The 18,004-nt window shown below is 62.2% G+C and carries 16 protein-coding genes, 1 tRNA gene and 1 riboswitch; of the genes, 9 read left to right on the top strand and 8 right to left on the bottom strand.

The window, feature by feature from the left end; translation table 11 throughout:
* Positions 1-23: 23 nt before the first annotated feature.
* Positions 24-1,451: a threonine/serine exporter ThrE family protein gene (locus ACKAMS_RS14460; RefSeq protein WP_019747016.1), complete on the bottom strand. Its 1,428-nt coding sequence runs from the start codon at positions 1,449-1,451 to the stop codon at positions 24-26.
* Positions 1,452-1,573: 122 nt separating this feature from the next.
* Here ACKAMS_RS14460 and ACKAMS_RS14455 point away from each other — a divergent pair.
* Positions 1,574-1,645, top strand: a tRNA-Thr gene (locus tag ACKAMS_RS14455).
* A gap of 72 nt (positions 1,646-1,717) precedes the next feature.
* On the opposite strand, the gene ACKAMS_RS14450 is transcribed toward ACKAMS_RS14455, so the two are convergent.
* The 5 genes from ACKAMS_RS14450 to ACKAMS_RS14430 all read right to left on the bottom strand — a co-directional run bounded on the left by ACKAMS_RS14450 (position 1,718) and on the right by ACKAMS_RS14430 (position 6,031).
* The gene (locus ACKAMS_RS14450; protein WP_020968516.1) at positions 1,718-2,515 is read right to left on the bottom strand and encodes a GAF and ANTAR domain-containing protein; all 798 of its coding nucleotides are present in this window, start codon (positions 2,513-2,515) and stop codon (positions 1,718-1,720) included.
* 477 nt (positions 2,516-2,992) lie between these two features.
* Positions 2,993-3,808, bottom strand: coding sequence for a hypothetical protein (locus tag ACKAMS_RS14445; protein WP_019747018.1), 816 nt, complete (start codon positions 3,806-3,808; stop codon positions 2,993-2,995).
* 47 nt (positions 3,809-3,855) lie between these two features.
* Positions 3,856-4,170, bottom strand: coding sequence for a multidrug efflux SMR transporter (locus ACKAMS_RS14440; RefSeq protein WP_020906330.1), 315 nt, complete (start codon positions 4,168-4,170; stop codon positions 3,856-3,858).
* 14 nt (positions 4,171-4,184) lie between these two features.
* A riboswitch (guanidine-III (ykkC-III) riboswitch) is annotated at positions 4,185-4,250 on the bottom strand.
* 43 nt (positions 4,251-4,293) lie between these two features.
* Positions 4,294-5,568: a hypothetical protein gene (locus ACKAMS_RS14435; RefSeq protein ID WP_408989173.1), complete on the bottom strand. Its 1,275-nt coding sequence runs from the start codon at positions 5,566-5,568 to the stop codon at positions 4,294-4,296.
* Complete coding sequence (locus tag ACKAMS_RS14430; protein ID WP_374277683.1) at positions 5,555-6,031, bottom strand: hypothetical protein; 477 nt, start codon at positions 6,029-6,031, stop codon at positions 5,555-5,557. The genes ACKAMS_RS14435 and ACKAMS_RS14430 overlap by 14 nt, the downstream gene beginning before the upstream one ends.
* Before the next feature lie 207 nt (positions 6,032-6,238).
* On the opposite strand from ACKAMS_RS14430, the gene ACKAMS_RS14425 reads away from it, so the two are divergent.
* Complete coding sequence (locus ACKAMS_RS14425) at positions 6,239-6,955, top strand: response regulator transcription factor (RefSeq protein WP_007734368.1); 717 nt, start codon at positions 6,239-6,241, stop codon at positions 6,953-6,955.
* On the top strand, positions 6,952-8,403 hold the full coding sequence (locus tag ACKAMS_RS14420) for a sensor histidine kinase (RefSeq protein ID WP_408989172.1): 1,452 nt from the start codon (positions 6,952-6,954) through the stop codon (positions 8,401-8,403). Before ACKAMS_RS14425 ends, ACKAMS_RS14420 begins: the two co-directional genes overlap by 4 nt.
* A 24-nt stretch (positions 8,404-8,427) precedes the next feature.
* Here the strand turns inward: ACKAMS_RS14420 and ACKAMS_RS14415 are convergent, their stop codons facing one another.
* On the bottom strand, positions 8,428-9,699 hold the full coding sequence (locus ACKAMS_RS14415; RefSeq protein ID WP_225320278.1) for an alanine racemase: 1,272 nt from the start codon (positions 9,697-9,699) through the stop codon (positions 8,428-8,430).
* A gap of 86 nt (positions 9,700-9,785) precedes the next feature.
* A complete protein-coding gene (locus ACKAMS_RS14410) occupies positions 9,786-11,261 on the bottom strand; it encodes an amidohydrolase family protein (RefSeq protein ID WP_020906335.1) in 1,476 nt (491 codons plus the stop codon).
* Positions 11,262-11,464: 203 nt separating this feature from the next.
* Between ACKAMS_RS14410 and ACKAMS_RS14405 the strand changes: the two genes are divergently transcribed.
* From ACKAMS_RS14405 to menC, 6 genes are all read left to right on the top strand, one after another.
* Positions 11,465-12,310, top strand: a complete 846-nt coding sequence (locus ACKAMS_RS14405; RefSeq protein WP_019747026.1) for a M55 family metallopeptidase — start codon at positions 11,465-11,467, stop codon at positions 12,308-12,310.
* 208 nt (positions 12,311-12,518) lie between these two features.
* Positions 12,519-13,799: an MFS transporter gene (locus ACKAMS_RS14400; RefSeq protein ID WP_308371971.1), complete on the top strand. Its 1,281-nt coding sequence runs from the start codon at positions 12,519-12,521 to the stop codon at positions 13,797-13,799.
* A 14-nt stretch (positions 13,800-13,813) separates the two neighbouring features.
* Positions 13,814-14,671 (top strand): tryptophan 2,3-dioxygenase, encoded by an 858-nt coding sequence (locus ACKAMS_RS14395; protein ID WP_020906337.1) that lies wholly within the window; start codon positions 13,814-13,816, stop codon positions 14,669-14,671.
* Between the two features lie 160 nt (positions 14,672-14,831).
* Complete coding sequence (locus ACKAMS_RS14390) at positions 14,832-15,926, top strand: M20 family metallopeptidase (RefSeq protein WP_408989171.1); 1,095 nt, start codon at positions 14,832-14,834, stop codon at positions 15,924-15,926.
* Positions 15,927-15,928: 2 nt separating this feature from the next.
* A complete protein-coding gene (locus ACKAMS_RS14385) occupies positions 15,929-16,867 on the top strand; it encodes a GNAT family N-acetyltransferase (RefSeq protein WP_003945514.1) in 939 nt (312 codons plus the stop codon).
* Positions 16,864-17,979, top strand: a complete 1,116-nt coding sequence (gene menC, locus ACKAMS_RS14380) for an o-succinylbenzoate synthase (protein WP_020968526.1) — start codon at positions 16,864-16,866, stop codon at positions 17,977-17,979. Before ACKAMS_RS14385 ends, menC begins: the two co-directional genes overlap by 4 nt.
* The last annotated feature ends 25 nt before the right edge of the window (positions 17,980-18,004 follow it).

The raw sequence follows: 18,004 nt of genomic DNA, 5'->3' as shown, positions 1-18,004 counted from the left end.
AGCTCTTTCTGCTTGAATCTCTCTTACTTCTCGGTGACGGGAACGCGGCGTTTGCGCTTGCGGACCATCGGTCGGCGTAGCGAGTCCACGCGCATCAGGATTCGTGGACGACGCAGTGTTCGTGCTCCCCATTCGCCGAGCGTCACGCCAGCAGCCAGGGCGCAGCCGATACCGAATGCCGACAGCAAAGCAGTAAGACCGATCAGTACCTGGTCGTTGAGCAGCGCGTACAGGCCTCGGTACAGCGACAGACCGGGGAGTAGGGGAGTGATGCCTGCGACCGCGACGACCAGCGGAGGCGTCAGGGCGCGGCGAGCCATCAGACCACCGGCAAGACCGACGACGGTCGCCGCGATCGCTGCGGCGATCACGGGGCCGACGTCGAGTGTTTGCACGAAGATCGACACACCGCTGCCGGCCGCGCCGCCCAGGAATGCCGCGGTGAGTGCACGCCGCTCGGCGTAGCAGGCAAGAGCGTAGAAGACCGACGCACACGCGCCGGAGAGCATCAGGATCGGCAACTGCGTGATGGTCGATACTTCCACGTTGATCGGGGGAAGCGTCGAACCCAACATCCCGGTCATTCGCAGTGAGATCGCGACACCCGCGATGATGCCGCCCGTCATCATCACCACTTCGAAGAATCGCGCGACGGCCGTGATGGGCGCACCCATGATCGCGTCCTGGACCGAGCCCACCAGAGACAGCCCCGACAGCAAGACGACCACTCCGGCCGCGATCACCAGCGACGGCCGGATACTGATCCCCAGCTGATCTTGAAAGGTATAGAGCGTCGCGGCGGGCGCAGCCGCGATGAGACCACCGACAACCTGCTGGAAGAAGAACGGTAATCCGAACCGGTTCAGTACGCGGTTGACCCGATCGATCACCATCGTCGTCAGAAACGCGACTGTGGCAACGAGGAACCCGCCGCCGAGCAGGACGGAGACCGAAGCCGCCATCGCTGCCCAGGCCATGGTTGCGGTCCATCGGTTGTACGGGTGCGGCGCCGTCGTGATCGCTGTGAGCGCGTCGTGCGCTTGGTCCGGTGTGATCGCCTCACGGCGGATACGACGCGTCAGACGGTCGACAGCCGCCAGTCGCGTGAAGTCCATCGAGCGGTAGTGGACGATGCGCATCGTGCTCGCCGGCGGTCGCGTCGGGCCGCGATAGGCAGAGAGCACAATCGAGTTGTAGGTGACGTCGACGTCACACTGGGCGAGGCCGTAGGTGGCGGCGATGAACTGCACCTGCTCCGCCGTGTCCATGGCCGCGGTCCCGGAGGCGAGGAGGACTTCGCCGACCCGAACCGCCAGGTCCAGAACTTCTGCGACGACGGCGTCGTCTGTGAGGTCGATCGGTTGTAGCGGCGCGGGAGCCGACGTGACCGTGTCGACGGTGGCTTGGCGGTTTCCCGTCAGGCGTGTGAGTGCTTCGGTGAATTTCGCCATCAGGGGGCGGAGTGGGAGTTGCGCATGGGGCCCACGCTATCTAACGTGACCCGGGCGCGGCCACCGTGACGGCTTGGATATGATGGCTCCGCAAAGTCAGTCGCGGCAACGCGTCGGTCTTCGCCTCCTTAGCTCAGTGGTAGAGCACTCGCCTTGTAAGCGAAAGGTCGTCGGTTCAATCCCGACAGGAGGCTCCGAAAGTAGAGGCACTCACCAAGATTCTGGTGGGTGCCTCTGTGTTTGCCGAATTACTGTGTTTGCCGGGTTCAGTTGGTCTCAGGCTTGTTCGTGGCCTGGCGCGGATCGATCGCGCCGTCGATGTACTGCTGGGCGATCACTCGCAGTTTGACGTTGCTGCGCTGTGAGTCCTGGATGAGGATGCGGAAGGCGCGGTCGGCATCGACGCGGTGGGTGCCCATGATGATGCCCTTGGCCTGTTCGATGACGCCTCTCGATTCGAGTGCACGCTCGAGGTCCATCGCGTGCTTTCTGGCGATGTCGAGGCGCTGCGAGCTGTGCAGTGCGTAGGACGAGGTGACGGCGAACAGTTGGAGCAATGCCACGTCGGCGCCGGTGAAACCTCGGAGGTCATGGCTGTAGAGGTTGAGGGTTCCCAGCGGGCGATCTCTACCGGGCAATGGCATCGACAAGAAGCTGACGGCGCCGACTGCTTTTGCCGCGCTTGCGAATTGAGGCCACCGGCTGTGTGCTTCGCTGGCATGCGCACGTACAACCGTGCCCGTGCGTGACGACGTCACACTCGGTCCGTAGTCCAGTCGGAATTGGATCGAGTCGACGGTGCGAACGAGTTGGTGGGTGGCGGCTACGGTTCGGAATGTCGAATCCGAACCGCCGATGGTAATTCCGGCCATGTCGGCGTCGGCGATGAGATCGACGGCGTGTTTGCAGACCTGTTCGAGAAATTGCTCGGCCTGGGCATGTGGATCGAGGTGCGCGTACAGCGATTGCAGGGCGTCCGAGGCGGCGTCCAGGCTGTCCTGCGACGCGGAATTTCGGCCCCCGGTAGGGCCGCGGTGTTCTCTGGCAATGCGCGGCGCCGTCATTGTCTCAACCACCCTTCCCCATCACGTCGCAGGCATGTCCGATTCGTCTTATTGTTGCACCGGACTAACTGTTGTGCACTCTGTTTGGGTGGACAAGTGTCTGGTGGGGCAGACGGTTATGCGGGTGGGATACGTATGCCTAATCGTGATGTTTGGTTCAGTCATTTGCGGGTAGTGCGCCGAGAATGGAATTGCGTTGTCCTGCAACAGTTAACGCGGAAACTGCGACCGCGGTACAAGTTTTCTCCGCAATGGCGCGCAGGTCGCGAACTTGGCCTATTGTCAGCGCCAGCGCACAATCTTGTACGCGTAACCCGCAGACAGTGAAGGGGATACGACGATGAACGGACTGATCGCGGCTCTGAACAGTGGAATGACCGTTGGCTTGGCCAACACGATTCTGACTTTCGGCGGAATCATCATCAATCTCAACATCGTGATCAACAACTGACCGCGTAATCGGCGAGTAACCGTTTGTTATGCCGATTCGATCGGAAGGTCCGGCCCTGGGCGCTCGCCCTTGCTCTTGAGCCAGCGATTGGGAAGCTTGCCGGCCAGTTCTCCGAGTGGACCGACTGCAGCACTGAGGATTCCGACTGTTTCCTGCAGTACCTCGATGCTGGCGCTCATTCTCTCGAGGTTGGGGGCGAGCGAAGTCAAGGTATCGGACAGTGCAACGATCTGGTCAAGCGGGCCGCCTTCGGCGATGAGCCGTTCGAAGGCGCCGTTCTCCGCCAAGAGTGTTTCGAGGATGCCGTTCTCGGCCAGTGCGCGATCGATGACACCGTCCTTGGCAGTCAGGCGTTCGACAGCACCGTCCTGTGCGGTCAGGCGTTCCAGCGGACCGTCCTCCGCCATCATTCGGTCGAGGAGACCGTCCGGGGCGAGCAACCGTTCCAAGGCGCCGTTCTCGGCGAGCACCCGATCCAGCGGTCCGCCGGGGGCAAGAAGTCTTTCGAGTGGCCCGCCGGGAGCGAGTAGTCGTTCGAGAGTGCCGTCGGGTGCAGTCAGTTTGTCGACCGGGCCGCCGGGTGAGAGAAGTCGATCGAGCGGCCCACCGGGGGCCAAGGCCTGCCCGATGGGCCGATCGTCTGCAGTAAGCGATGACAACTGCTGGATCATCTGCATGGGTCCGCGGGGGCTGGCCAGGCCTGCAGCACCCGCCGTCACGGCACCGGTATTACCGACGGCGATACGGACGGTAGTCACCGTCAGCTCGGCGATTCCCAAGCTGATCTCTGCGGCTGCAATGCCCGCGCGTAGGGGAAGCGTGAGCATCTCCAGCAGTTTCATGCGTTAACTGTAACCGGTAACACACAAACACTCACCAGGATCGCCGGTCAGTGAAGGACCTTCAGACCGACCACACAACCGACGATGCCGAGGATCAGCAGAATCTTGACGACCGACGTGGACTCCGCACCGGTGATCATCGCGTATCCGACGGTCAGGGCGGCGCCGATGCCGACCCAGACCGCGTACGCAGTTCCGATGGGAAGGGTGCGCATTGCATACGCGAGGCCGGCCATACTGACGATCAGGCCGAGGATGAAGACAACGGTGGGTGACATCTTGCTGAATCCGTCGGACTTACCCAGCGCGGTAGCCCAGACAGCTTCGAAAAGTCCGGAAATGACGAGCACGATCCATGCCATGGTGAACAACTCCCAAGGCACCGTCTTTTCGCTGGCCGGGTACGGTGCGCTCGTCCGGATGTCGTCGTTGACCACCCAACCATAGCAACAGAATTCTGCGTTCCGACCCGATCAGCTGGCGATTTAGGTCACCACAGCCGTTCGAACTCTCTTCAGATGGATGGTCGACATGGCCACCACGATCGTCGCCGTCGCAGCGAGAACAGTCAATGGAATCGGCGTGGTCACGGCGGCCGGACCGTGTTCCTCGAGCGGAGCGGTCGACCACCCGAATTCCTGCGAGGCAGGGTCCAGGAAGGTCGCTGAAACCGAGAACAAGGTAAGAGTGAAGGGAAGTACCGACCCGCTCGCGACTGCTCCGACGGCAACAGGCATGCATGACGCGACGGCCAGTCCCAGCGCAAGTGGGAGGACGAAGACGTAGGCGACCGTGGTCAGGGCGGCATCCAGCAATCCCGAGAGTGCGGTCACGGCAAGCAGTCCCAGCCCGAGTTGGGGCATTGGTCTTTTCCAGCCGACGGCGACGCCCAGCGCCAGCGCAGCACCCACCGCGGGCACCGCCCAAGTCCAGTCGGATGAAAAGGAAATCGAGCTGATCGAAACCGCGCCGATTGCGAGTCCGGCGAGTATGAAGCGGGCGTCGTGTTGCGGCAAACGCCAAGCCAGTGCGACGGTAACGGCAACCGCGATCACCACCGCCGTCACCCAGGACCCAGGCGATGTCGACGTCGAGCCCAACCACGCATACAGGGCCGTGAATGCCAGGGGCAGAACAACTCCCAAAGTCACCAGGCGTGTGTCGACGTCGTCCGTCTCTTGACCTGATCGTGCGACCAAGGCGACTCCGGCTACCAGAAGAGTTGCAGCGAGCAGTATCCAGACGGGAACCGTGGACGGCACGGGGTAGGTGTCGCCCGGAAGTGTGAGCGACCACCTGGCGATGCGATCGCGCCACAAGTCTGCGCCGCCGAAGTACAGGGTCGTCGCGGTCACCCCGAGTGCGAGAGCAATTTGTGCTGCGCGGTGACTCTTCGTCGGATATGCCGCCGCCGCGAGGAAAGTGCCGGCTCCCATTGCGTTCAGGGTCACCGATATCGAGGCGGAGACAGGGACGAATGCTGGTAACGCGATGACTAGGGCGCCAACGGCAGCGAAGACACTCGCGAGTCCGCCACGTCCCCAGCGATGTAGTAGCGCAACACCGACCGCCGCAACCACAGCGGCAGTTGCTCCCGCCCACTGCGGTGTGATCACCACCGAGGTGAGGCCGTCGTCGGAGAACGAGAAGTCGTCAACTCGAGACTCGGCCACTGCGTACGCGGCCACCACACCGCCGACCAGCGCGGACGCCACCGAACCGTAGAGCTGAGCGATTTGAACTGGGCTACGTTGCTGCATAATTCGTCGAATTTTTGCACAACTCGCCGATACGACTGATCGTCACATCGCCGTGCGGATCCATCCACACCGGTTCCCCGTCTCGAAGTCGAGGGACAAGCAGATGGCGCCCTCGGCTCGGCCACTGAACGAAGTCGTACCCGGCCAATTTGGTCTGAACGATATCGGCGACCCACACCGCAGCGTCCGCGAATGCAGTATCCATCGACAGTGCGTTGAAGTAGCTGAATCCGCCGATGTCACGTGCGCCTTGCCAGCCGATCGTGACGTTGTAGTCGCTGTTGATCGAAAATTCCCAGATCAGACGATCGACAACAACTTCAGGTCCGAATCGCAGGCAACGCAGATCTTGGGCAACAGCCGCGAGGGCTTGTGCCCAAGACTCCGGTGGCGCGAAGCCGGGATCCTCGCCGGGATCGGAGTTGTTGGTGAACAGAGGAATACGCCAGGTCAAGCATTCCATGTTCCACAGTCATTCCATGTTCCACAGTGGAGGTAGTGACATGCCGCATCCTTCCGGTTCGTGGGCCTGTACCCCAGCTTTTCACCTGCACTCAGCTTTTCGCCTGCACCCCAGCTTTTCACCTGCACCCGGCTTTTCACCTGCACTCAGCCGTTCACAGGAAGCTCCCAGGGAACATACAGCGAGAATCCAGTGGCAGGGGAGAAGATGGTTCTCGTGACCGACAAGACCCCCGAAGCCCGCATCCTCGTCGTCGACGACGAACCCACCATCGTGGAGTTGCTCTCCGTGAGCCTCCGATTCCAGGGTTTCGAGGTGGCGACTGCTTCGAGCGGAGCCCAAGGCCTGGACGTCGCGCGGACATTCCGTCCCGACGCGATTGTTCTCGACGTCATGATGCCTGGGATGGACGGCTTCGGTCTGCTTCGACGCCTCCGTGCCGACGGTGTGGACGCACCGGTCCTGTTTCTGACGGCGAAGGATTCGCTCGACGACAAGATCAGCGGCCTGACCCTCGGCGCGGACGACTACGTGACCAAGCCGTTCAGCCTCGAAGAGGTCGTGACGAGGTTGCGGGTCATCCTGCGCCGCGCCGGCCGCGGGGTCGCACCGGAGCAGTCGCCGCGGGTGAAGTTCGCCGACATCGAACTCGACGACGACACCCGCGAGGTCTGGAAGAAGGGCGAGTTGGTTGCACTCTCGCCCACCGAGTTCACACTGCTCCGATACTTCATGGTCAATGCCGGGACGGTTCTCAGTAAGCCTCGAATTCTCGACCACGTCTGGAACTACGACTTCGGCGGGGAGGTCGGAGTTGTCGAGTCCTACGTGTCCTACCTGCGGCGCAAGGTGGATACGGGGGAGACACCGCTGATTCACACATTGCGTGGGGTCGGCTACGTGATGCGTGAACCGCGGCAATGATCGCCGCCGCGGAAAACGATCAGCTTCCGAAGCGGGGTCGTTTCCGTCTCCATTCACTGCCGCTGCGCTTCACCCTGGTTGCGGCCTTGCTGGTGTTGGCGGCGCTGGGTCTGTTGGCGTCTGGCGTCGCGGTCACTTCGGCTCTCGAGAATTCACTGACCCAGCGAACCGACAAAACGCTGTACGAGGCGGTCGACGGCTGGGCAAAGCCGCACACCAGAGATTTGCAGCCACCCAGCGATGTCGGTCCGCAAACTCGTCCGCCCAGTCCCTTCTTCGTTCGGACGGTGACCGCGGACGGGAAGGTGTTCACTCTCAACGACAAGTCGACGACAACCGAACCCGACCTGTCGAAAGATTCCACCAACGGCCCGATCACCGTCGGATCGAGCGACGGTTCGGACGTGAACTGGCGAGTTCTCACGACGGTTCGCGACGACACGACCACGACTATCGGTGTGCGACTGACGGATATCGAACAGACCGTCGACGACCTGGTCGGCCTGCAACTCGGCATCGGCCTGGTTGTCCTGCTGATCCTCGGCGGCGGAGCGTATTTCGTGGTTCGTCGGAGCCTTCGTCCGCTGGTCGAGGTTGAGGAAACTGCCGCTGCCATTGCCGCCGGCGACCTTCATCGACGGGTCCCGGAGCGTGACGACCGCACCGAGGTCGGCCGATTGTCGGTGGCGCTCAACGGAATGCTCGCGCAGATTCAACACGCATTTGCCGCGACCGAGGCTTCGGAGGAATCAGCACGGCGTTCCGAGGAGAAGATGCGTAGGTTTGTCGGCGACGCGAGCCACGAGTTGCGCACACCCTTGACGACTATTCGTGGGTTCGCCGAGTTGTATCGCCAAGGCGCCATGACGGATACGGAAACGCTGATGAACCGGATCGAGGGCGAGGCGTCGAGGATGGGACTTCTGGTCGAAGATCTGCTCATGCTGGCAAGACTCGACGAACAGCGTCCACTCGAGAACAAGCCGGTGGATCTGCTTGCAGTTGCGGCGGATTCGGTACAGGCGGCACGAGCGATCGCACCGGATCGAACTGTCGAACTTCAGATGACCGGCGGCCCGGGCCTGCCCGAAGTGCAGGGTGACGAGGCCAGGCTGCGTCAGGTAGTCGCCAATCTGGTGGGCAACGCGATCAAACACACTCCGCCGGATGCGCAGGTCACCGTTCGTGTCGGTACGACCGAGAACTCCGCGGTGGTCGAGGTTTCGGATACCGGTCAGGGTTTGAGTGACGAGGATGCCGCGCGGATCTTCGAGCGTTTCTACCGCGCCGACACCTCTCGCACCCGTGAGACCGGGGGCGCCGGTCTCGGCCTGTCCATCGTTTCGGCTTTGGTTGCAGCGCACGACGGAACCGTCAGCGTCGAGACCTCCCTCGGGCAGGGGACGATGTTCCGCGTCGAATTGCCGCGTGACCCGAAGGACGACTGACGCCGGATTACCGCAACCGGCCCCTCAGAAGTAGGTGTGCACCGTGCCGACGACGCGGTAATCCGAATCGACCTCGGGAATCAGTGACCACTTGTCGAACGTGGTGCAGGGATGCGAGATTCCGCAACCGAGCAGATCGCCGACCTTCACGTCGAAGTCAGCCGGGACGTCGACGTACGCGTGCTGGTCGTTGAGTGCGGTGATCGTCAGCTCTCGCGCTGGTCGGTTGGATCCGTCGCGTCGGCGCCACAGGACTATGGGAAAGCCTGCGTCGGAACCGACATCGCGGCGGCCGAAGCCCAGGATCACCCGTCCGGGTTCAGGTATTGAGAGCACTACGCCCCAGACCTCTGCGGCTCCCTGCAGAGTTCGCGGACCGTCAGCCCACGGCGAAGTCTGGGCATAGAGACCGTGATCGTGAGTGATGTAGCAACCGCTGCGCAGCACGACGCGTACACCGTTGTCGAGTGCCCACCGGCCGGCCAGCTCGCGTACAACCAGATCGTGAAACGCACTGCCGCCGAAAGTGACCAGTGGCCGGGGAGCCTTCGCGGAGTTGTTCTCGAACAGGTTCTCGGCAACACAGATTTCCGTGAAAACCCGCGCGGATTTGAGATACGAATCGACGGAGATACGGCGGGCTGCTACCGAGGCTCCTGGCATCATGCCCTCGAACCCCTCGACTCCGGTGAGAATCAACGAAGGTGCCTGCGATGCTGCGCGTGCGACGTCGAGTGCCTGCTCGACAGTGCGAGCGCCCGCGCGTCCGCTGTCGTAGCCGAGTTCGACGAGAACCCGGATACGGCTGGCCGGTGAGACTTTCGCGATCAACTGTTCCATCAGGCGGACGCTCTCGACCGAGTCCACGAGGGTGGTGACGAAGAAATCGGGGTCGGTGGCCTGGGCGTCGCAGATCCACCGAATGCCGGCGGGATCGAGCACCTGACTGGCGATGATGATGGTGTCCACACCGAACTCACGCAGAATGCGTGCCTGCGCAACGGTTGCCGCCGTCATCGCCCAAGCCCCGGCGTCGAGTTGCCGACGAACCAGTTCGGGGCTCATCGTCGTCTTCGCGTGGGGCGCCAGATCCACATCGTGATCGGAGCAGAACTGCGCCATGAGGTCGACATTGTGCGCGATCGCTGCACGATCGAGTGTCATCACGGGTAGCAGGAGGTTGCCGTCGAGCGCAGAGATCCCCAGCGGCTCCAGGTCGGAGCCGTCGCGACCTTCGAGGTCGGTGCCGAATGCCTTGTGCTGCCAACCGATCGGGGGGTTCGCGAAATCCGTCATGGTATCGATTGTGCCGTTGATTGCAGACGATGTGTTCATGTGTGGTGACTTTCTGTCAGAACTATGCAGGTCAGAACGAGATCCGGCTATGAGCGGCGTACCGGGCGACCGGGCAACGCGTCCTGGACCACGGCACCGCCTTCGACGACGGGTACGCCGCCGACCAGCACGCGACTGATTCCGGTGGAGGGACGGGTGCCGTCGATGTAGGTGGCGTTGTCGGTGATTCGCTCGGGGTCGAAAACGAGGATGTCCGCGTCGCTACCGGGGCTGATCCGACCTTTCGTCGCCATCGAGGGAACCGACTCCTCCAGAATCTGCGCGGGGATCAACGAGCAGCGCGCGATGATCTCCGACAGCGACAGCAGTTGACGCTCGCGGTACAGCGTACGAATCGCACGTGCATAGGTGCCGGCGCCGCGGGGATGGCCGAGCGCCTTCTCCGGCAGTGGCCACTGCAACGCATCGGCAGCGGTGCGGCCTGGCCAGGTCAGTGGCATCGCGTCGCTCGCGATGGCGGCACGGTCGAAAGTCATCGCTCGTTCGAGGAACTCGCGCTGCACGGTGTCGTTCTCGTCGAGGAACTCCACCAACACCAGTCCGCCGGGGTCCGTTGCCCGAAGATGTTCCAGCTGCTTGCGGTCCGCGATACGTTCACCGGTGGGCACGAAAGTCAGCGATCGGGGTGTCAGATTCATCAGATGCAGCTTGTCTGGATCGAGAAACGCAGCTCCGACGGCCGTCGAGCCTGACCCGTACGGATACGCCTCTGTCGTGACGCGAGATCCGGCTGCCTGGACCTGAGCCACCACGGACAGTGCATGGTCGACGTGCATTCCCGAGGTGCTGTTGACGTGGCAGTAGTGCATGTGCGCGCCGGTTTCGGCTGCTGCACGGGCGATTTCGACGGCGCCGTCCACCGGGCTCGACGGGTCGGCCGAAATGAGTGGGCGCGCATGGGTGTAAGTGGGAACACCGGCTCGGGCCGCGAGATCCGCCACCTGCAGGTACTCGGCCGGATCGGATTTCGGGGCGTACCCGACCACCACGCCGATGCCGAGAGCGCCTGCAGCCAGATCGTTTTCGAGGAGTTCGAGAATGTGTGCACGCTGGGAGGCGGTCGGTTCTCCCTGCCAGCTCGGGGAACCGACATGGTGCAGGAGAGTCCTGATGTCGCCATCGGGATCGGCGCCCGAGAGTTCGATCATGCGGGCGTGCGCCCACGACGTCGCGTAGCCGTAGTTGATCGGGCGCCCCTCGGCACCGGCACGCGCATATGCCTTCGCAACAGGAATGACGCCTGCCTCCAGTTCGAGGGCCGTCGTCACTCCGTCCAACGCCTGAAGTCGCTGCTCGGCGATTTCCTGTCCGTGGCTGTGCAGGTCGATGAATCCGGGGCAGATCACCTGACCGGTCACGTCGATCGTCTGCCGAGCCTCGATCGCGTCGTGACCCCACGCCGAGACCTTGCCGTCGGTGATCGCGATGCCCCGAACCTCGTCGGTCCCCGATGCGGGATCGACGACGCGGCCGCCGGTGAACACGATGTCGTGGACCTGCATCAGCGCTGCACTCCTGTCGTTGGTCGAACCGCCTGGCCCGGCGAATGTCCCGATGGTTTCACGGCTCGGGTATCGGATTCTGGTGTGAACGTCCCAAATGGAGGCCGACTCACCGTTCGACCGGACAAGAAACGAATGCAGTCGAGTGTGAAGGTGAAAGCGAAGTTATCAATTCAGCCGATTGAGATCGATGGAGGACAGGAATGCACGTCTATATTTCGGTGGACATGGAGGGTATCGCGGGTATCGCGACGCTCGATCAGACGATCCGTGGCGGTGGCGGCTACCACCGTGCACAGATGCTCATGACCGCCGAGACCAATGCTGCGATCGCCGGTGCGTTCGACGCCGGTGCGACGAGCGTCCTGGTCAACGACAGCCACGGAACGATGGACAACCTGCTTCACGCCGATCTGGATCCACGGGCGCGCCTGATCTTCGGATCACCGAAGATGCAGTGCATGGCTGAAGGAATGACGTCGGATCACGACGTCGCCCTGTTTGTCGGCTATCACGCACCAGCTGGTGGACCCGGCGTCCTGGCGCACACGTTCTCGAGTTTGTTCGCCGACGTCCGCCTCGACGGCAAGTCCGTCTCCGAGACCGACGTCAACACCCTCTACGCTGCCACCCAGGGCGTTCCCGTCGGTCTCGTGACCGGTGACGACATCATCTGTGGCTTGGTGGACGCGGCCTCGCCGACAACCGAGACCGTCGAGGTCAAGAAGGCACACGGATGGTCGGCAACCAATTCGCTGCCGCCGTCGCTGGCGTGCGAGCAGATCCGAGCAGGCGCCGAGCGCGCAGTGCGCAAGGCCGACACGCTGAAGCCGGTCGAGCTGCGTGACGAGTGGACCCTCGAGATCGTTCACCCCACCACTACGGGAGCTGAACTCGCCGAGGCTGTTCCCGGCTCACGACGGATTTCGGATCGTACGATTTCGCACACACTCGGCAGCGTCGACGACATTCTCGGCCTGATCACTGTCAATGCTCGGCTTGCAGCCGCAGGCGTCTCGACGATCGTGGCAGTCGCCAATCGCACGTGATGAAGTAGCGACTCTATCGCGAAATGCCGCCGACGCCGTGTGCGTCGGCGGCATTTGTCATCTACTGGGGCAGAACATGTTCCGACCGACCAAACGTTGCTTCAGGTATTGGTGAAACGGACCAATGCGGTAGACGTGTTCGCTGTCACACTTCATCAGTCTTTTCAATGTTCTAGTCCATGCGGCACAAGGCAATTCGGGAGGCTTGATGAAGGCGGAACGCGTCACGGCGGAAGAATCATCGCGGGGGACCGGCGGTTCGGTTCGAAACATGTTGGACAACAGGTCGATTCGTCGCACAACCACCGTTACGGTGGGGCTGCTCAGTACTATCTGGTTGATCGACATGGTGGATCGCGTCATGATCGGGCTTGCGCTTCCGATGATCGGCGACGAATTCTCGCTCAGCAGTACGCAGTTGGGTGGTGTGGTTTCGGTCTTCGCGATCTTCTACATGCTCGGGCAGGTCCCCGGCGGAATGTTGGCCGACCGCTTCGGACCCAGGCCACTGTTGATCGTGGCGTTGATCCTGTGGTCGGTGTTCACCGCGTTGACAGGGTTCGCGTGGGGTCTCATCTCGCTGATGGTCATGCGTGCGATGTTCGGTATCAGCCAGGGGCTCTTTCCGGCGGCGTCGTTCAAGGCTTTGGCTGAGCGGACGCGTCCGAAAACCAGAGCGACCGCGATGGGTTTCATGCTCGGCGCCAACAACCTCGGCCCCGGCGTCGCACCGCTGATCATCGCGCCGGTCCTCATGGCCGTGGGGTGGCGTGACGCGTTCTGGCTGGTGGCCATCGTCGGCGCTGTGATCGGCACGGTGGTGTGGTTGGTGCTGCCGGCACCGTTGGACACGGAAATCTCGGAAGATCCGGAGGCTGCGCTGCAACCTCTGGCGAGCGAGCACTCTCGCGCCGCGGTGTTCAAGTCCGCGTCGGTGTGGAAGTTCGCAATTCTGTTCTGCCTGGCCAACATGTCCGCGTACGGTCTGATGACCTGGGTGCCGAGTTATCTGCTCAACGACAAGGGACTCTCGCTGATCGACACGGGAATCTTTGCCGCGATCCCTTTCATCGTCACGGCGCTGGCCACGATCGTGGGCGGGCGGTTGGTGGACAAGTACTTCCACGACCGGGCTCGGATTCTTCTGGTTCCGTGTATGGCCACGTCGGCAGTCCTGTTGTTCCTGATGACCACCGCTGACACCGTCGCGATGTTCACGTTCTACGAGACGTTGGCTCTAGGCATCAGCGGTCTGTGTTCGATGTCGATCTTCGCGATGCCGTTGCGGGCACTTCCTTCCGAATTCCTCGGTTCCGGAATGGGTTTGATCAACGGTTGTGGTCAGTTCGCCGGTTTCATCACCCCGCTCGTGATGGGATGGATGGTGGACCAGTTCTCGTACATGGCTGCATTCGGAGTCCTGGTCGGAGCGACGAGCGCTGCCGCATTGGTGGCCATGATCGTTCCGCAGACCCCGGCGAAATTCTGAGAAGGAGACTGAAGATGTCGGCAACGGACGGCACACGAAAGATCGAAGACGACGTCGTCACCGATTTTTCCGAGAAGATGAGTTACGGGGCCTACCTCGGACTCGATACCCTCCTGGATTCGCAGCATCCGGTGAGTGAGCCGGAACACCACGACGAACTCTTGTTCATCATTCAGCACCAGACCAGCGAGTTGTGGCTCAAGCTGTTTCTCCACGAGATACGGGCGGCCAGAGCAGCGATCGCTGCCGACGACATTCGGGTCGCATTCAAGCGGATCGCACGCGTCAAACACATCCAGGCCACTCTGACCGAACAGTGGTCCGTGTTGGCGACACTGACGCCGGCGGAGTATGCGGAGTTCAGGGGCGTTCTCGGCAACTCGTCGGGGTTCCAGTCGTACCAGTACCGCGCCGTGGAATTCGTGCTCGGAAACAAGAACGCCGGCATGCTGAAGGTGTTCGAATCGGATCCGTCCGCCCATCGATTGTTGGAGACCCTGCTCGGAGAGCCGACGCTGTACGACGAGTTCTGGCGGTACCTGTACAGGCAGGGTTACGACGTTCCGGCGTCGGCTCTCGAACGAGACGTCAGCGCGCCCTACGTGCGAAACGACGAGCTGATTCCGCTGGTCAAGGCAATCTACGAGAACGTCGAACAGCACTGGACGGCGTACGAGGCATTCGAGGAGTTGGTCGACCTCGAGGAGAGCTTTCAGCTGTGGCGGTTCCGGCATCTTCGGACCGTGCTGCGGGTGATCGGCATGAAGAAGGGGACCGGCGGTTCGAGTGGTGGTGCCGGGTTCCTGCAACGTGCGCTGGAGTTGAGCTTCTTTCCCGAGCTGTTTGCCGCCCGAACCGAGATCGGTACCTGACACACCTGCTTGATGAAACCCAGTTGCTTGTCACACCCAGCTGTTCGTGACACACGACGAATCCGAGCCCGAAGGACAGGAGTCTTGGACAAGATCCGACAGGGTCGCTTCGACCAAGCTTGACTGCGAAGTTGCAAGTCGGTGACAGGAGAGCGTCGGAGTGGACAAGAAATCAATGGTGGCGGACCTGGCGGCGCTGGTAACCGCCGAGTCGCCCAGTTCCGACCTCGGCGCAGTCGATGCATGTGCGGACGTGGTGGCCGACATCGGCGAACGCCATCTCGGAAGCGCCCCCGAACGTATCCATATCGACGGACGCCAGCACTTGCGTTGGTCGTTCGGCGCGGAGCCGAAGGTGATGCTCCTGGGCCATTTCGACACCGTCTGGCCGCTCGGAACGCTCGCGGAGTTGCCCTGGTCGGTCACCGACAACATCGCCACCGGACCCGGAGTCTTCGACATGAAGGCCGGCATCGTCCAGCTCTTCCATGCGCTCGCATCGCTTCCGTCGCTCGACGGGGTGGTCGTGCTCCTCAATTCCGACGAGGAAATCGGCTCCCCGACTTCGCGCGCACTGATCGAGGAGCAAGCCCGTCAGGTCGACGCTGTGCTGGTACTCGAGGCCGCCGCCGACGGCGCGGTGAAGACCGCGCGCAAGGGTATGTCGCTGTACTGCGTCGACATCGAGGGACGCGCTGCACACGCCGGACTGGAACCGGAGCGAGGTGTGAACGCCGTAGTTGAGCTCGCACATCAGATTCAGGCCGTGGTGGAGCTCGCGGACCCGGCGGCGGGAACGTCGGTGGTTCCGTCCGTGATCAGTGGCGGCACGACCACCAATACCGTTGCAGCGCAAGCGCAACTGTGGTGTGACGTTCGCATGTGGTCCGCGAAGGAGCAGGAACGCATCGACCGTTCGATCCGTGCACTGACACCGGCGTTGGCCGAAAGTCGAATTTCGGTGTCCGGAGGCCCCAACCGTGGACCACTGGAATCAGTGTCTTCGGAGAAGCTGTACTTTCTCGCTCACCAGGTCAGCAGTGAGAGCGGCTTGGGGATGCTTCGCGACTGCGCCGTCGGCGGTGCGTCGGACGGAAATTTCACTGCGGCAGTCGGAACTCCCACATTGGACGGCCTCGGTGCCGTCGGCGGTGGTGCCCACGCAGCGACAGAACACGTAGAGATAGATCAGATGATCCCGCGCGCCACCTTGTTGGCCGGTCTGGTGACTCGAATCCTGGAGGGAGGACTGTGACGATGACGTCGCCGAACAATGTCCAACGCAAGACCGTTCAACCATTCGGAGGTGTATCGCCTTCACGGATGCGGCAAGCAATCAGCCAGGCCGAGCAAGCCGCTCTGCTTGCATGTGTGACTATCGAAACCGTCACCGGGCATGCCGAGTTGGAACAGGTATTCGGTCTGTTCGAGAAGGTATGGCAACCGGAGAGCGGCAACCCTCCCGTCCATCGGGACATGATGAAAGCGCTCGCGCACTCCGGTAACTACGTCGCCGGCGCTTTTCGTGGCGGAGATCTGATCGGCGGCTCGGTTGCATTCTTCGAGGAACCGCAACATCGTTCGTTGCATTCACACATCACGGGGATCCTGCCGAACGTGCAGAACGGGCACATCGGCCTCGCGTTGAAACTGTTCCAGCGAGCGTGGGCACTGGAACGAGGAATTCTCCACGTGCGGTGGACTTTCGACCCGCTCGTCGCTCGCAATGCCTACTTCAACGTCTCGAAACTCGGTGCGTTCCCGATCCAGTATCTGCCGCGTTTCTACGCGCCGATGAACGACAGTCTCAACGGCGGCGCAGACAGCGACCGATTGCTGATCGACTGGGAAATCGGTAGCAGCAAGGTTTCCGACGTCGTCGCCGGTTCGGGAGAGGTCCCGACTCCCGAGTCGTTGGGAGCGAGCGAACTGTTGTCGATCTCCGAAGCCGGCCTGCCCGTGTTGAAGTCGACCAAGAATCGATTCGTCACGGTGGCTACACCGAATGACGTGTACACACTGCGTAAGTCGGACCCGGCGGCAGCGAACGACTGGCGCCTGGCAGTCCGCGAGACTCTCGGGGGTGTGCTCGCCGAGAACGGAGTGGTTCTCGCAGTCACCAGGACCGGAAAATATGTACTGGACCGTGCGCCGGGAACACAGGCAGGCAGGACAACAGCGGAGGTTACATCGTGAAGATCGACGGAGTTGAATTGCGCCGGGCAGCAATGCCGTTGAAGGCGCCGTTCCGAACCTCGTTCGGCACGGAGACCACCAAGGACGTGTTGTTCGTCAAGGTCGTCACCTCGGAGTCGGCGGGCTGGGGCGAGTGCGTTGCGATGTCCGAGCCTCGCTACTGCTCCGAATACACGGACGGCGCCGCCGAAGTCCTTCGTAAGTTCCTGATTCCGTCTCTGGGCGAACTCACCGATCCCGACGTGCACGCACTGAGCGCGACGATGGAACAGTTCGCCGGACACCCCATGGCCAAAGCGGCACTGGAAACCGCATTTCTCGACGCCGAGTTACGGGCCGCCGGGACGAGCATGTCTTCGTACCTGGGTGCAGTAGTCGATCGCGTACCTGCGGGTGTTTCGGTGGGTATCAAGAATTCGATCGACGAACTGCTCGAAGAGGTGGGCGGGTTCCTCGAGGCCGGATACCTGCGCATCAAACTGAAGATCGAACCGGGCTGGGACATCGAGCCGGTTCGCGCAGTCCGCGAGAGGTTCGGCGACGACGTACTCCTCCAGGTCGACGCGAACACGGCGTACACCCTGGCTGACGCGCGCCATCTCCAGCGGCTCGACGACTTCGACCTCCTGCTGATCGAGCAGCCGCTTCCCGAAGAGGAACTGCGTGGCCACGCCAGGCTGGCCGAGATGATGCGGACGCCGGTCTGCCTCGACGAGTCGATCACCTCCGCGAAGGTCACCGCCGACGCTCTGGCAATCGGTGCGTGCAGCGTGGTGAACATCAAACCGGGACGTGTGGGCGGTTATCTGGAATCGCGTCGTATCCACGACGTCTGCAAGGCCAACGGAATTGCCGTGTGGTGCGGCGGAATGCTCGAGACCGGAATCGGCAGGGCTGCCAACGTCGCTCTTGCCGCGCTCCCCGGATTTGTCCTACCAGGCGATACGTCGGCTTCCGACCGGTACTTCGCCGAAGACATCACCGAGCCGTTCGTACTCGACAACGGTTACGTGAAGGTTCCGGAAGGGCCGGGCATCGGCGTCGAACCGATCCCTGACCTGCTCGAAGCAATCACCACATCGGTCGAATGGATCGGCATGGATCGGCTTTGACGAATCACTATGACACACTTCGTTC

Origin of the sequence: Rhodococcus sp. 5A-K4 (genome assembly GCF_046097995.1) — a bacterium.
GTDB lineage: Bacteria > Actinomycetota > Actinomycetes > Mycobacteriales > Mycobacteriaceae > Rhodococcus_F > Rhodococcus_F erythropolis.
This window is presented reverse-complemented; position numbering and strand designations above follow the sequence as displayed.

Bases quoted from the DNA above. Each gene is read 5' to 3' on its own strand.
- ACKAMS_RS14460 (WP_019747016.1), bottom strand. From the start codon at position 1,451: ATGGCGAAATTCACCGAAGCACTCACACGCCTGACGGGAAACCGCCAA.
- ACKAMS_RS14450 (WP_020968516.1), bottom strand. From the start codon at position 2,515: ATGACGGCGCCGCGCATTGCCAGAGAACACCGCGGCCCTACCGGGGGC.
- ACKAMS_RS14445 (WP_019747018.1), bottom strand. From the start codon at position 3,808: ATGAAACTGCTGGAGATGCTCACGCTTCCCCTACGCGCGGGCATTGCA.
- ACKAMS_RS14440 (WP_020906330.1), bottom strand. From the start codon at position 4,170: ATGGCATGGATCGTGCTCGTCATTTCCGGACTTTTCGAAGCTGTCTGG.
- ACKAMS_RS14435 (WP_408989173.1), bottom strand. From the start codon at position 5,568: ATGCAGCAACGTAGCCCAGTTCAAATCGCTCAGCTCTACGGTTCGGTG.
- ACKAMS_RS14430 (WP_374277683.1), bottom strand. From the start codon at position 6,031: ATGGAATGCTTGACCTGGCGTATTCCTCTGTTCACCAACAACTCCGAT.
- ACKAMS_RS14425 (WP_007734368.1), top strand. From the start codon at position 6,239: ATGGTTCTCGTGACCGACAAGACCCCCGAAGCCCGCATCCTCGTCGTC.
- ACKAMS_RS14420 (WP_408989172.1), top strand. From the start codon at position 6,952: ATGATCGCCGCCGCGGAAAACGATCAGCTTCCGAAGCGGGGTCGTTTC.
- ACKAMS_RS14415 (WP_225320278.1), bottom strand. From the start codon at position 9,699: ATGACGGATTTCGCGAACCCCCCGATCGGTTGGCAGCACAAGGCATTC.
- ACKAMS_RS14410 (WP_020906335.1), bottom strand. From the start codon at position 11,261: ATGCAGGTCCACGACATCGTGTTCACCGGCGGCCGCGTCGTCGATCCC.
- ACKAMS_RS14405 (WP_019747026.1), top strand. From the start codon at position 11,465: ATGCACGTCTATATTTCGGTGGACATGGAGGGTATCGCGGGTATCGCG.
- ACKAMS_RS14400 (WP_308371971.1), top strand. From the start codon at position 12,519: ATGAAGGCGGAACGCGTCACGGCGGAAGAATCATCGCGGGGGACCGGC.
- ACKAMS_RS14395 (WP_020906337.1), top strand. From the start codon at position 13,814: ATGTCGGCAACGGACGGCACACGAAAGATCGAAGACGACGTCGTCACC.
- ACKAMS_RS14385 (WP_003945514.1), top strand. From the start codon at position 15,929: ATGACGTCGCCGAACAATGTCCAACGCAAGACCGTTCAACCATTCGGA.